Origin of the sequence: Amycolatopsis sp. NPDC098790 (genome assembly GCF_044759945.1) — a bacterium.
GTDB lineage: Bacteria > Actinomycetota > Actinomycetes > Mycobacteriales > Pseudonocardiaceae > Amycolatopsis.
Genome location: NZ_JBIWAI010000005.1, coordinates 231871 through 246071, shown reverse-complemented (window position 1 = coordinate 246071; position 14201 = coordinate 231871). Strand labels below are relative to the sequence as shown.

Sequence of the window (14201 nt, the reverse complement as noted above, 5' to 3'; positions counted from 1 at the left end):
CCTCCAGTATCCGCCGCCGCGCATCCGATTTATCCCAGGTGCGCCAGCCAGCCGCCCTTCGCCGAAATGTCTTCCGCGCCCTCCGTCGCCGCCGGTTCGCACAGGAAACCCGATACCCGGGAACCGTCGGCCAGCTCGACCTTGCCGATCGCCAGCGGCGCCGGTATCCGGGCCACGAACTCGCCGAAGCCGCGCGCCGGCAGGTCCCACACCTCCGCCGCGATCGCGACTCCGCCGGACGCCACCCGCACCAGACCGGGCTTCGGCGGCACCGTGTCCAAGGCGAACAACCGGTAGGACGCCGACGTCGAAACCGCGGACACGAACCGGCCGCCCCGGGAAGTCAGCTCGTGGTTCAGCGGCTGCCCGCGCAGGTGGGCGCCGACCACCACGATCGGTACCCGTTCTTCGCGCAGGCGCGCCAGCGCCGCCAGCTTCAGGTCGTCGTGCGGGGCGCCGACCAGCATCACGCCGAACGGGCGGCCGGCCACCGTGCCCGCCGGGACCGCCAAGGCCGACAGCCCGAACAGGTTGGTCGAGTTGGTGAACCGGCCCAGCCGCGCGTTGACCGCGACCGGGTCCGCCGCGACCTCCGCGAGCGTCGGGTGCTCGGTCGTCGTCGGGAACAGCAGTGCGTCGACGCCCGCCAGGGCCGCCAGTGCTTCGGCCCGCAACCCCGCCAGCTTCGCCTGGTCGGCGAACAGCTGGTGCGCCGGGATGTCACGGGCCGGACCGATGATCGACCGCACGACCGGGTCGACGGACTCCGGGTGCGCGTCGATGAACTCGCCGACCGCCGTGTACCGCTCGGCCACGAACGCGCCGCCGTACAACAGTTCCGCCGCCTCGAGAAACACCGCGGTGTCCACAGTGGTCACTTCTGCACCGGCCGCGGCGTACTCCTCGACGGCTGTCTCGAACGCCTCCGCCCACCCCGCCGCCAACGGGCCCGGCTCGGCGGGTACGCCCAGGCGGAACCGTCCCGTGTGGACCTGCGCCGGTTCGGCCAGGCAGGTCAGCGCGAACGATGCCTCCTCGACCGTCCGCGCGAACAGCGTCACGCAGTCGATGCTCGCGCACGCCGGGACGACCCCTTCCGTCGGCAGCAGCCCGGGCGTCGGCTTGAGCCCGACGATCCCGTTGAACGCCGCCGGCACCCGGCCGGACCCCGCGGTGTCCGTGCCCAGCGCGAGGTCCACGATCCCCAGCGCGACGGCCACCGCCGAGCCCGAGCTGGACCCGCCCGACACGTAGGCCGGGTCGACGGCGTTGCGGACCGCGCCGTACGGGCTGCGCGTCCCGACCAGGCCGGTCGCGAACTGGTCGAGGTTGGTCGTGCCGAGCACCAGCGCCCCGGCCGCCCGCAGCCGCGCGACGACCGGCGCGTCGGCCTCCGGCTTGTACGCGTACGCCGGGCAGCCCGCCGTCGTCGGCAGTCCCGCGACGTCGATGTTGCCCTTGACCGCGGCGAGCTTGCCGTACAGCGGCAGCCCGCGCTGGTCCAGCGCGGCGGCTTCGGCCAGCACTTCGGCTTCCGGGCGCAGGTCGATCCAGATCTCCGGCCGGTCCACCTGCCCGATCCGGCGGTACGCGGCCCGGACGCGCTCCTCAAGACTCATCCCAGCACCACCAGCGGCGTTCCGGGCGCGACCTGGTCACCGGGGGACACGAGCACTTCGACCACCTCACCGCCGGCCGGCGCGGGGATCCGCGCCTCCGTCTTCATCGCTTCCAGCGTCACCAGCGACTGCGCGTCCTCGACGCGTTCGCCCGCCGTGACGTCCACCCGCCACACCGTCGCCGCGAACGGCGCCTCGACGACGTGGCCACCTTGCGGGGCTTCGACGCGTTTCGGCGGCCGCGTCACCGGTTCCGGCTTCGGGTCGAACTCGCCCGCCGCGGCCCACGCCCGCCGTTCCGCTTCGAACGCCGCCGCCTGCGTCGCCCGGAACCCGGCAATGCTGTCCGCGTTGTCCGCCAGGAACTTCTGGTACTCGGCCAGCTTGAAGGTGCCGTCGGTGGTGTCCAGCGCCAGCTGCCCGGACGCACTCTGCGCCCGCAGTTCGAGGAGTTCCTCCGCCGACACCGGGTACCAGGAGATCCGGTCGAAGAACCGCAGGTTCCACGGCCGGTCGCCGCCGTGCCAGCTGTTCCACACCTGCACGGTCCGGCCGACGAACTGGTAGCCGCCCGGCCCTTCCATGCCGTAGATGCAGAGGTAGGCGCCGCCGATGCCGACGGAGTTCTCCGCGGTCCACGTCCGCGCCGGGTTGTACTTCGTCGTGACGAGCCGGTGCCGCGGGTCCAGCGGCGTCGCGACCGGCGCGCCGAGGTAGACGTCGCCGAGGCCGAGCACCAGGTACTCCGCGTCGAACACCGTGCGGTAGACGTCGTCCACACTGGACAGGCCGTTGACGCGCCGGATGAACTCGATGTTCCACGGGCACCACGGCGCGTCGTCGCGCACGCCGGTCATGTACCGCTCGATCGCCTCGCGCGTCGCCGGGTCGTCCCACGACAGCGGCAGCCGGACGCTGCGGCTCGGCACCTCGAGGGCGTGCGTCGGCGGGAGGTCCCGCTCCAGCTCGCGCACCAGCCCCAGCGCCTTGCCGACGGGCAGCGCGTCCGGGTCGACGTGCACCTGCAGCGACCGGATGCCGGGGGTCAGGTCGACGATCCCGGGCACGCCCTCGGCCGCCAGCCGTTCCGCGAGCGCGTGCACCCGCATCCGCAGGGCCAGGTCGAGCTTCATCTCGCCGTACTCGACGAGCAGGTTGTCGTCCCCGCTGCGGCGGTAGGTGACCGACGGCTCGTCGCCGTCCGACGTCTGCCGGCTCAGGACTCCGCCGTCGTCGCGAGTGTCCCGAGTGGACGTCACCGCCGTCGCGGGGCGGCGTCGCAGCACGGCCGCGTGGTCGGTGTCGATCGGCACGAACCGCACGGTGTCGCCCGGCCGCAGCTGCCCGAGCTTCCAGCGCTCGCCGGTGGCGACCGTCGCCGGGCAGACGAACCCGCCCAGGCTGGGGCCGTCCGGGCCGAGCAGGATCGGCAGGTCGCCGGTGTAGTCGACGGCGCCGATCGCGTACGGCGTGTCGTGGATGTTCGACGGGTGCAGGCCCGCCTCGCCGCCATCGGCCCGGGCCCACTCCGGCCGCGGCCCGACGAGCCGGACGCCGGTGCGGGCGGAGTTGAAGTGCACCTGCCAGCCGGTGGCGTAGAACGTGTCGACGTCCTCGGGCGTGAAGAACTCCGGTGCCGCGTGGGGTCCTTCGAGCGCCCCGATCGTCCAGTGTGGAGCGAACTCCGGGCGGTCGGCTTCCGGGACCGCACCGACGGCCGGGTCCGCGGGTTCCGCGCCGGTCCGCAGGACGTCGCCCACGGCCAGCGCGCGGCCGCCGTGCCCGCCGAACTTGCCGAGGGTGAACGTCGCCGCGCTGCCGAGGAACTCGGGCACGTCGATGCCGCCGCGGACGAGCACGTAGCTGCGCAGCCCGGCCGTGCACGCCCGGACGTCGAGCGTGCCGCCGGCGGGCACCTCGACCGGCGTCCACAGAGGAACCTCCGCGCCGTCGAGCAGCACGGTGGTGGGGGCGCCGGTGACGCACACCCGGGTGGCGTGCGAGAACCGCAGCGTCACGCCGTCCACAGTGCACTCCAGGCCGGGCGCGCCCTCGGGGTTGCCCAGCGCGAGGTTGCCCAGCCGCAGCGAGCGGTCGTCCATCGGGCCGCTCGGCGGCACGCCGACGTGCCAGAAGCCGGTGCGGCCGGGCCAGTCCTGCACGGTGGTCATCGTCCCGCCGCGCACGACGTCGATTCGCGGTTCCGCGTCGTCGATCCCGTCCAAAGTGGACGTGTCGTGCGCCGCCGCGCCGAACGCCGCGTCGGCGGCCGCCGCGCGCAGCTGCCCGAGGTTGGTGCGGACGCCGTCGACGCGGGTCGTGGCGAGCGCCTTCCGCAGGCGTGCGAGGGCGTCGTCGCGGTCGGTGCCCGTGCAGATCACCTTGGCCAGCAACGGGTCGTAGTGCGTGGTGACGGTCGTGCCCGGTTCGACCCACGTGTCCACGCGGACGCCGGTGGGCAGCGCGACCCGCGTGACGAGGCCCGCGCTCGGCCGGTGCCCGGCGCTCGGGTCCTCGGCGTACACCCGGGCCTCCACGGCGTGCCCGCGCGCCACCGGCACCGCGCGGAACATCGCGCGGTCGCCCTGGGCCAGGCGCAGCATCCAGGCGACGAGGTCGACGCCGTACACCGCCTCGGTGACCGGGTGCTCGACCTGCAGCCGGGTGTTGACCTCGAGGAAGGCCGGCTCTTCGCGCTCGGGGTCGTAGACGTATTCGACCGTGCCCGCCGAGCGGTACCGCACGGACGAGCACAGCGCGACGGCGGAGTCGACGAGCTGCTTGCGGACGGCGGCGGGCAGGTCCGGCGCCGGGCACTCCTCGACGACCTTCTGGTTGCGCCGCTGCAGCGAGCAGTCGCGCGTGCCGAGCGCCAGCACCTCGCCGAAGCCGTCGCCGAACACCTGGACCTCGACGTGCCGGGCGCGGCGGACCAGCCGTTCGAGGAACACGCCGGCGTTCGCGAAGCTCTTGGCCGCGACGCTGCGGACGCTGTCCCACGCCTCGCGCAGCTCACCGGGGGTCGCGCAGGCGCGCATGCCGATCCCGCCGCCGCCCCCGGTCGCCTTGAGCATCACCGGGTAGCCGATGTCCGCCGCCCGCGCCAGCGCTTCGTCCACATCGGACAGCAGACCGGTGCCGGCCAGCAGCGGCACGCCGGCCGCGACCGCCGCCTCACGCGCGGTGTGCTTGCTGCCGAACACCTCCAGGTGCTCCGGCGCCGGGCCGGCGAACGCGAGCCCGGCGTCCTCGCAAGCCCTGGCGAACGCCGCGTCCTCCGACAGGAACCCGTAGCCGGGGTGGACGGCGTCGCAGCTGGTGTCGAGGGCCGCTCGGACGATCGCGTCGGCCCGCAGGTAGCTTTCGGCGGCGGGGGCCGGCCCGAGTCGCACGGCCCGGTCGGCGAGCCGGACGTGCGGGGCGAGGCGGTCGGCGTCGGAGTACACCGCGACGGTCTCGAGCCCCAGTTCCTCGGCGCTGCGCAGGATCCGGACCGCGATCTCGCCGCGGTTGGCGACGAGCAGCCTCACTCGCCGCCTCCGGGGGACGTCACGACCATGCGGACCGGCGTCGGGTCGAAGCCGTTGCAGGGGTTGTTGATCTGCGGGCAGTTCGACACGAGCACGAGGACGTCGGTCTCGGCGCGCAGCCGGACTTCCAGGCCGGGCGCGGAGATCCCGTCGACGATGCCGAGCGTGCCGTCCTCTTCGACCGGCACGTTCATGTACCAGTTGACGTTGCTGACCAGGTCGCGCTTGCCCAGTCCCCACTTCGCGCCTTCGACGAGGAAGTTCTCGACGCAGGCGTGCTGGAACCGGGTGTGTTGGCCGTAGCGGAGGCTGTTGGACTCCTTGCTGCACGCGCCGCCGAGCGTGTCGTGCCGCCCGCACGTGTCGGCGACGACGGTCAGCAGCGGCGCGCCTTCCTGGGTGCGCAGGACGCTGCCCGTGGTCAGGAAGATGTTCCGCTGCGCGGCGATCGTGGCCGCCGCGCTGTAGCGCTTGGCGGTGTCGTTCGCGTCGTAGCAGAGGAAGTCGACGGCCTGGTTGCCGCCGAGGTCGATGATCGCCAGCTCGCTGCCGCGCTTCAGCACGGTCGAGAACGGGGCGCGCGCGGCGACGTCGAACGTCAGCTCCAGCCGGGACTCGTACGCCGTGCTCATGCGATCCCCCGTGCGGTCAGGTAGTCGGCGGTGTTCTCGAACGCGCGCTGCGCCTCCGGCGAGTGCGTCCACTCCGGACTGTCCGGAGTGGATGGTGTGTCGCGCCAGGCGAGGACTTCGAGGTTCGTCGCGGTGTAGTCCGGGCGTGGGTCGACCGGGTGCGGGACGTTGGCGAGCAGCACGATCGACGGGATCTCGATCCGCAGCTCGACGGACTGCCCGGCGCCCGCGGAGCCGGTGAACTCCAGGCCGCCTTCCGGCTGGACCCGCACGCCCTGGAAGAACGACAGGCTCGGCGGCAGGTCCCGCGGCCCGAGGCCGTTCTTGGCCGCCGCCAAGGTGAACAGTGGCAGCCCGGCGGGGGAGGGGCCCTGCGGGGCGCCGTCGCCGTACCGCTCCACGTTGCCGTCCACAGTGGACGTACCGCACAGGGTGTCGTGGCGGCCGCCGGAATCCGCGACGATGGTGGCCAGCACCCGCGCCTGGTCCGACAGCAGCGCCACCTTCTCGCCGAGGTAGGCGTTCCACTGCACCTTCACGGTGTCCGCGACGTTCAGCCGCTCCCACGGCTGGTCGGCGTTGAACAGCAGCAGGTGCGCGCAGGCGTCGCCCTCGACGTCGGTGAGCCGCAGCCGCGTGCCGCGGGCCAGCACCTTGTGCGTGTAGCCGCCCCCGGCCACGACCTCCGCCCAGGTCAGCGCCTCGGGGGCCACCCCGGGTGGGGGAGCCGGGAAGGTGCTCGCCGGGATCGACGGCATCGTTTCGACCACGGTGCCGGCCTGGGCCCTGGCGTGGTCGCGGGCGCCGTAGGTGGTGGCGGTGGTGCTCATGGACGTCCTCTCTCAGATCGCGGGTTCGAGGGCGGGAGCGGGGCGCAGCCGCAGCCAGCAGAGCCAGCCGATCACCAGTGCGCCGCCGACGAACTCTATCGGGAACAAGAGCATCCAGGGGGCGCCCGAACCGGTCACGTCGTAGATCTCCGCGCGCGGCCAGGCGATGTTGACGATCATGGCGATCCCGTAGAGGACGGCTGCCCCGTTCAGCGGAACACCCCACCGTCCCAGGGAGAACCGGCCGGGCTCCGCGGGGAACCGCCCGCGCAGCCGCTGGATCAGCAAGGGGCCGGTGACCAGCAGGTACGCCAGGTAGACGACCACCACGGACGTCCCGGTGATCGTGCTGAACAGCGTCGGGTTGCCGAAGTTGAGCAGCAGCAACCCGATCGCGAGCCCGCCGGAGAGGAGGGCCGGCGCGACGGGTGTCCCGGTGCGCGGATTGACCGACGAAAGTCGGGTGGCCGCAGGGAGCGCGGCGTCGCGGGCCATCGCGTAGATCAGCCGGACGGTGCCGGTCTGGATGGTGAGGGTGCAGACGACGACGGCGATCGCGACGTCGGCGAGGAAGACCCGGCCGAGGGTGTCGCCGAAGACGGCGGTGATCACGTACGGCAGGCCGCGGCCGGCGAGCTGCCCGTCGGTCAGGCTCGGCGCGGCCATCAGCGCGGTGACCACGACGGCCAGCCCGCCGATCCCGGACACGAGCACGGCCCGCAGCACCGCGCGCGGCGCCGTCTTCCGCGCGTTCTTCGTCTCCTCCGCGACCGACGCGGCGGTGTCGAAGCCGTAGAGCACGTACGCCGCCATGAGCGCGGAAGCGAGCACGCCGCCGATGCCGGCGCTCGTGCCCGGGGCGTCGTGCAGCACGACCTGCGGGCCGCGGACGGCGAACAGCCCGAGCCCGGTGACGAGCACGACGACGCCGAGCAGTTCGGCCGCGACGCCGACGTCGTTGATCCGGGCCATCAAACGGACCCCGCCGGCGTTGACGAGCGTGGTGAAGACGAGCAGCAGGGCGCCGAGCAGCACGGCGTTGGCCGCGCCGGACGGCGACGTCACCGCCGGGTCGCCGCCGACGAGCTGGAAGCCGTCCCACACCGACGGCAGCACCACCTGCAGGGCGATCGCGGCGGCCGCGAGGGCGACGATGCAGCCGATCAGCATCATCCAGCCGGCGAGCCAGCCGAGGAACCCGCGGGTGAGCTGTTTCGCCCACTGGTACACGGATCCGGCGAGCGGGTAGCGCGCGGCGAGCTCGGCGAAGTTCAGGGCCACGAGCAGCTGGCCGGCGAGGACGACCGGCCACGTCCAGAAGAAGAGCGGGCCGCCGAAGGAGTAGCCGAAGCCGAAGAGCTGGAAGACGGTCGTGAGGATCGAGACGAAGGAGAAGCCGGCGGCGAAGGCGGAGAACCCGCCCAGCGACCGGCGGAGCTCCTGGCGGTAACCGAAGGCGGCGAGTTCGTCGGGCATGCACGCTCCTTTTTTCGATCGCACGACAGAAATTAGGGCTGTGCCAGGACTTTTCGATCTCCGGCACGTTAGCGGCTCGTTAACGCCCCGGTCGACGGGACGTCAACGGCGACATGTGGGTGTAACTCCCGCGGCGGTGCGGGTGTGCGGGCGCCGGACCTGGCAAGATCACCGCCGTGGTCAAAGGGGCGGGGGTCGGCAGGCCCAGGGCGAGCGGCGCGGCGGCGAACCGGCCGGACGCGCGGCAGGCGGTGCTGGACGCGGCGGGCGAGCTGTTCACGGGAGCCGGCTACGCGGCGACGACGACGCGCGCGATCGCCGAGCGCGCGGGCCTGCGCCAGGCGTCGCTCTACTACCACTTCCCGGCCAAGGAAGACATCCTTGCGGCACTGCTGGCGGAGACGGTCCGGCCGTCGCTGGACCTGGCGGCCCGCCTGGTCGCGGGCCCGGCCCCGGCGGCGGTCCGGCTGTGGGCGCTGGCGTACGCGGACATCGGCCTGCTCGGCGGAGCCCACCACAACCTCGGCGCGCTGTACCTGCTGCCCGAGGTGTCTTCGCCCAACCTGGCTCGCTTCCGGGCGGAGCGCGCGGACTTGAAGGCGGCGTACGGGAGTTTGGTGGCGGCGTCCGGCGTCGCGGCCGAGGCGGTGGCGATCCGGACGGACCTGGTGTTCGGGCTGGTGGAGAGCATCGCGGTGATCCGCCGGGACGACCCGGCACTGGACGTCGAGGCCCACGTGCGGGAAGGGGCCGACGGGGTGGTCCGGTTGACGGGGCTGCCCGAGCCGACGGACGAGCTGCGGGCCGAGGCGCACACGCTGCTGGCGACGCTCGCCGATTAGTTTTAATGTCCAGCGACGTTGTCCCGGATTGAGGTGACCAGCCGCGGCCTGTCGGGCAAAAAGGTGAAGTCCTCCGGTTGTGAAGGGGCGCAGCGCTACCAAGACGAGGGCGAAGCCGTGACGGCTGTTCACAGCAGCCGCCCGCGCCGCAGCCCGGCCCGCACACCTCGAGCACCTAGGCGGGTCATCGTGCCGCTGCGGTGGCTGGGCCTACGCTCGCTTCTACCCGTTCGAGCCCTGCGCTGGGCGGCGTTTATCTGGACATTACAACTAGTGCAGGACGCCCTGCGTGGGCCGCGACGGGCGGCCGGCCAGCAGGTCGCTGATCGTCCGGGACAGCTCCCGCATCGTGCGCATGCCCAGCTGGATCGACTGGGCGCCGACGCGCAGCGGGCGGATCGCCGCGCGCAGGGGAGCGTTGATCGCCTCCAGCGGGCGGATCTGCGTGAGGAACTCGGTGATCCGGACGTCCAGCCGCAGCAGGCCGTCCAGCATCTCGACGAACTCGTCGTACTCCCGGCGCGCCCGGTCGAACAGCTCCGGCGTCATGTGCGAGTCCATCAGGCGCATGTACGAGCGGATCGTCGAGTCGGTCTCGGCGACCGTCGCTTCGAAGTCGGTGCCGACCTGCTGGATGGTGACCGCCATCGGCTTGATCGTGTCGGCGGCCCGCACGACCCGCGCCTTGATGGCGTCGGGGGCCAGCCCGGCCACGTCGCCGGTCACCTGGCGCATTTCGTCGGCCAGGTCGTCCAGCGACCGGCTGATCGCGTCGAACTGGCGTTCCAGCAGTTCCCCGATCTTCGTCAGGTTCTCGTTGTATTCCGGCAACCCCGGCCCGTCCTTTTCCGGAACGAACCCGTCGAGCAGCAGCTGGTCGCATTTCTTCAGCTTTTCCAGGGTCGCTTCCGCGGAGCGGATCGCCTTGATCAACCGGTCCGCGACGAGGTCCATGGTCCGCCGCCATTCCGCGGTTCCGGCCCCGGCGAGCACGGCCTGCTTGATGTCGACGTACTGGAGCTTTTCGATGATCCGGATGTTGGCGTCGTCGCTCTGGTCGGTGATCAGCTCGTGCCCCAGCACGATCAGCGGCAGGATCAGCTGGGTGAGACCGAGCTCGTTCGCCTTGGCGTAGAACGCGGTCAGCTCTTCCCGGCAGGCGCTGCTCTCGTAGAAGTAGTTCATCGAAATGGCCGGGATGAACACCATCGCGGCGTTGAGCCCGTCCTGGATCTTCGTCCGCCAGTCCTCGCCCCACCCGATGCTCTCGCGGTCCACGAACACTTCGATCTTGCGGCCGTGCGCGGACGCGCAGAACTTTTCCAGCGAGCTCTTCAACGGCGTGACGAAATTGAGGAAACCGTCGTCTTCGTGGGTGAAGCTGAGGAAGCACTGCACGGCGGGCTGATCGGACATGAAATCGGTCATCGAGCTACCTTCGGCGGTGTCGCGGCGTTGCGCGGCGCAGCATAGGGGAGCCGGTGAGCCGGCGTGAACGGTTTCCGCGGTGCAGCCGGAACTGTCCGGGAATTGTCCGTTCAGGAAGCCGTCGTCTGCAGCGCCTTGCTCAGCGCCGTCACCGTCAGCTCGACCTGCCACGGCCGGGCCCCGCCCGCGCGGAGCACCGAAGCCACCGACTCCTCGTCGGTCTCCGACGGCGGACGCCAGCACGTGCGCCGCACGAGGTCCGGCAGCAGCAGGTTCTCCACCGGCAGCCGGCGGTCCTCCGCGATGGCCGCCAACGCGGCCCGGGCCGCCGACAGCCGGGCCGCCGCGTCCGGGTCCTTGTCCGCCCAGCGGTTCACCGGGGGCGGCCCGTCCGTCGGCTGCGACGGCGACGGCAGCTCACTCGCCGGCAGCGCCTTGGCCGCCTGGAGGTGGCGCAGCCAGCTCGCCGTGTACTTGCGCTGGACCCGGCCGCTGAACACCGGCAGCGCCTGCAGCTCTTCGACCGTCTTCGGATCCGCCGTCACGGCGTTGATGATCGCGCTGTCCGGCAGGATCCGGCTCGGCGCGCGGTCGCGCTTGCGGGCCAGCTCGTCGCGGGCCTGCCACAGCTCGCGGACCGCCGCCAGCCCGCGCGGGTTGCGGATCTTGTGCACGCCCGACGTCCGCCGCCACGGCTCGGCCCGCGGCCCGGGCGGCGGTGCGGTGCGGACGAACTCGAACTCCTGCTGCGCCCACGCCAGCTTGCCCTGGGCGTCCAGCTCCGCCTCCAGCTTTTCGCGCAGCTGGACGAGCAGCTCGACGTCGAGGGCCGCGTAGTTGAGCCAGTCGACCGGCAGCGGCCGCTTCGACCAGTCCGCCGCGCTGTGCCCCTTTTCGAGGGTGTAGCCGAGCAGCAGCTCGACGAGCGTCCCCAGCGCCACGCGTTCGTAGCCCGCCAGCCGGCCGGCCAGCTCGGTGTCGAACAGCGCCGCCGGCCGCAGGTCCAGCTCGGCGAGGCAGGGGAGGTCCTGGGAGGCGGCATGCAGCACCCACTCCAGGTCGTTGAGGACGTCGCGCAGCGGCTGGAGGTCGTCGGCCAGTGCGATCGGGTCGATCAGCACCGTGCCGGAACCCTCGCGGCGCAGCTGCACGAGGTAGGCCTTGGGCCAGTACCGGTAGCCGGACGCGCGTTCGGTGTCGACGGCGACCGCGCCGGTGCCCGCGGCGAGTCTTGCGCACGCTTCGGCGAGCGCGTCCGGATCGGTGATCACCGGGGGCGTGCCCTCGGCGGGTTCGCGTAGCAGCACAGGGCCGCCCGTGGACTCGATCTCCATCCCGGTGTCCTCGGCCTCTGCACTTCCCATAACCGACGACCCTACGGGACGGGCATACCGCGCCTGGTCTGCCCGCCCCGCAGGGCTGTTCGCTTGCGTCAGCGGATCACGCCGGCCCGCATGGCCAGCGCCACCATCTGGGCCCGGTCGCCCGTGCCGAGCTTGCGCCCGATCCGGGACAGGTGGGACTTGACGGTGAGAGCGGAGAGCGAAAGCTCTTCGCCGATCTCCTTGTTGGACTGCCCGTCGGCGACCAGCTGGAGCACCTCCACCTCACGAGCGGACAGCTCGCGCGGCGTGTTGTCGGTGCCCGCGACGCGGGTCCCGGTGGCGAGCACCGGAGCCACGCTCGGGTCGGCGTAGACGCCGCCTTCGAGCACGCGGCGCACGCCGTCGGTCACGACGACCGGCGACGCGGACTTCAGCAGGTACGCCTGGGCCCCGGCCTGGAAGGCCGAGCGGACCGCGTACGGGTCGTCCGAGGATGCGAGTACGACCACGCGCGGCCAGCCGTGGCTACGGAGTTCCGTAACCAGCTCGATGCCGCTGCCGTCCGGCAGACCGAGATCGAGGATCGCCAGGTCACAAGGCCCGGTGGCCTGTGCTCGCGCCCTCGCCTCGGCCACCGTGGCGGCTTCGTGGACGGTCCCCGCACCCATCTGTGCGAGTCTTGCTGCGATTGCCTCCCTCAACAGCGGGTGGTCGTCGACCACCAGTACCGAAAAGAGCTCTTCCCGCGGGTGCGGAACCATGCTCGCCGGCAACGCGCCGGCTGGCGTGGATCGGACGGCCTGAGAAATGCCGACGGTAGCCACGTCACTACCTCCCTGGAGTCGGTCGTGCCCCCCGACCGGCACCGGGACCTTCGGCCGTTCAGCCGCGCCAGCTTTAGACCGAAAGTGGTGTCGTCGAAGGCACTGTAGCCGCCCTGAGGCCGTTGCGGGGGGATCGAATGGGTATCTATCTCAAACGAACAGTCACTCAGTGGGTTCGTAGTAACACGATCGGGCTAGTACACGGCCGGTTGTTAACGGATAGCCCAGCGAACACGATGCTAAGAAGTTACCGGCGCCCAAATGGCCGTGCAGATGAGGTGTGCAGCTGCCGGTGCGCCTAGTGACGGGGGTCCGGATGGGGGTCTCCGGAGGGCGGAAAGTGGCCCCGGCCGGGGCATGATCAACTCTCTCGCGCGGCTGCGGCGAGCTTCGCGGGCTCTTGTTCCGGTGACTGTCCGTGGCGCTTTCGGGCCGTCTTCGGGTCCGCGGCCGCCTGTTGATCTTGTTGCGGTGCGTGACTGCCCGGAGTCACTAACGAGGAGACGTGAAACCGCCTCAGGGACGTTCGGGGGAGCGCGGGGCTCCGGGGTGCCGGTCTGAGTGGTTTCGCCCGTCCGGGGGCGCGTCAGGCGGCCGTTCGGGGGTGAACGGCGTTCAGCGGACGTGAGATTTGCTCACATCCGTACAAGGGGCCGCTGACGGACCGGACGGCGGTGGCCGGCCGTTGCCGATTCGTTGCCGACGATCGCCCGATCGCCGAGCAGCTCGGCCGCCGGAGACGTCATGAACGACCCTTCACCGCGCCTGGCGACATGAACGACTCTTTCACCGCGCCTGGTGACAGGGCCCCGGCGAAGTCGCGCGTGCTCATCGCCCGGAGGCCGCGGCAGTGCCGCGAAAGCCTCATTCGAGACCTCCCACGTCCCGAATGCGGCATTCGCGACCTTCAAGTTCTGGCTGCCGCCAGGGCTGGATCGCGCCGCTCAGGACCCGGCGGACATTTCGGCGGGCATAGGTCGGTTGGCCGCGGCGCCGGGACAGTTGAGTTGGGCGACTTCGCCGGGGCCCTGCCGCCTGAGGACATGAACGACTCTTTCATGTCATCCGGCGAGGCGGGTCAGGAGCTCTGGCGCTGCCCGAAGAGGGTCACGCCAACCGGCGGCAAACCCACCACACTGGCCATCACCTGGCAAAACGCCTGCCCGTGCGGCAGCAACCCCGCGTCCGCCGGGGTCCAGGACGCCCGCAGCTCCAGATCGTCGGTCCGCGCCGGACCCGAGATGTCGCCGAAACGCGCCGAGGACGTCTCCGTCACCGTGCCGCCCAGCGCCGTCCAGTTCGCGCCCGACACCTCGAGGGCGTCGGTCAGCCATGACCAGCCGACCTGCGGCAGGAACGGATCCGTCGCCAGCTCGCGGTCCAGCTCCGCGCGCACGTACATGACGAGGCGCAGGACGCCGTCCCAGCCGTCTTGGCCCTCCGGGTCGTGCAACAAGACGAGCCGGCCCGAGGCCAGCACGTCCGCGGGCCCGGCGACCTCGCAGCTGACCGCGTACGACCACGGCGCGAGCCGCTGCGGGGCCCGCATCGGCTCCAGCAGCACCTCCCGGCGGGGCCGGACGGACTGCAGCGCCGAAACTGCTTCGCGGAAGAGTTCGGGCACTGGCGTCATCGCGGTCACGCTTCGACTTTAGGGCGGGCACGCCCCGTTGCGGGCGCAGGCGCGCCGATGGA

The 14201-nt window shown here is 71.8% G+C and carries 10 protein-coding genes; 1 reads left to right on the top strand and 9 read right to left on the bottom strand.

Annotated elements, in window-relative coordinates; genetic code table 11:
- Nucleotides 1–29: 29 nt before the first annotated feature.
- From ACIQWX_RS34750 to ACIQWX_RS34730, 5 genes are read right to left on the bottom strand one after another with little or no spacing between them, the layout of a single operon-like run.
- Nucleotides 30–1619 (bottom strand): allophanate hydrolase, encoded by a 1590-nt coding sequence (locus ACIQWX_RS34750; RefSeq protein WP_400880410.1) that lies wholly within the window; start codon nt 1617–1619, stop codon nt 30–32.
- Complete coding sequence (gene uca / locus ACIQWX_RS34745) at nt 1616–5149, bottom strand: urea carboxylase (protein ID WP_400880407.1); 3534 nt, start codon at nt 5147–5149, stop codon at nt 1616–1618. The genes ACIQWX_RS34750 and uca overlap by 4 nt, the downstream gene beginning before the upstream one ends.
- Nucleotides 5146–5781, bottom strand: coding sequence for an urea amidolyase associated protein UAAP2 (locus ACIQWX_RS34740; RefSeq protein ID WP_400880404.1), 636 nt, complete (start codon nt 5779–5781; stop codon nt 5146–5148). Before ACIQWX_RS34740 ends, uca begins: the two co-directional genes overlap by 4 nt.
- On the bottom strand, nt 5778–6611 hold the full coding sequence (locus tag ACIQWX_RS34735; protein WP_400880401.1) for an urea amidolyase associated protein UAAP1: 834 nt from the start codon (nt 6609–6611) through the stop codon (nt 5778–5780). The genes ACIQWX_RS34740 and ACIQWX_RS34735 overlap by 4 nt, the downstream gene beginning before the upstream one ends.
- 12 nt (nt 6612–6623) lie before the next feature.
- A complete protein-coding gene (locus tag ACIQWX_RS34730) occupies nt 6624–8087 on the bottom strand; it encodes an amino acid permease (RefSeq protein ID WP_400880398.1) in 1464 nt (487 codons plus the stop codon).
- Between the two features lie 176 nt (nt 8088–8263).
- On the opposite strand from ACIQWX_RS34730, the gene ACIQWX_RS34725 reads away from it, so the two are divergent.
- The gene (locus ACIQWX_RS34725) at nt 8264–8929 is read left to right on the top strand and encodes a TetR/AcrR family transcriptional regulator (RefSeq protein ID WP_400880395.1); all 666 of its coding nucleotides are present in this window, start codon (nt 8264–8266) and stop codon (nt 8927–8929) included.
- A 270-nt stretch (nt 8930–9199) separates the two neighbouring features.
- On the opposite strand, the gene ACIQWX_RS34720 is transcribed toward ACIQWX_RS34725, so the two are convergent.
- The 4 genes from ACIQWX_RS34720 to ACIQWX_RS34705 all read right to left on the bottom strand — a co-directional run bounded on the left by ACIQWX_RS34720 (nt 9200) and on the right by ACIQWX_RS34705 (nt 14148).
- Nucleotides 9200–10357: a toll/interleukin-1 receptor domain-containing protein gene (locus ACIQWX_RS34720; RefSeq protein ID WP_400880392.1), complete on the bottom strand. Its 1158-nt coding sequence runs from the start codon at nt 10355–10357 to the stop codon at nt 9200–9202.
- A 110-nt stretch (nt 10358–10467) separates the two neighbouring features.
- Complete coding sequence (locus ACIQWX_RS34715; protein ID WP_400881438.1) at nt 10468–11691, bottom strand: HRDC domain-containing protein; 1224 nt, start codon at nt 11689–11691, stop codon at nt 10468–10470.
- Nucleotides 11692–11789: 98 nt separating this feature from the next.
- The gene (locus ACIQWX_RS34710) at nt 11790–12506 is read right to left on the bottom strand and encodes a response regulator transcription factor (protein ID WP_033261886.1); all 717 of its coding nucleotides are present in this window, start codon (nt 12504–12506) and stop codon (nt 11790–11792) included.
- Nucleotides 12507–13584: 1078 nt separating this feature from the next.
- Nucleotides 13585–14148, bottom strand: a complete 564-nt coding sequence (locus ACIQWX_RS34705; protein ID WP_400880389.1) for a DUF3000 domain-containing protein — start codon at nt 14146–14148, stop codon at nt 13585–13587.
- Nucleotides 14149–14201: the final 53 nt, after the last annotated feature.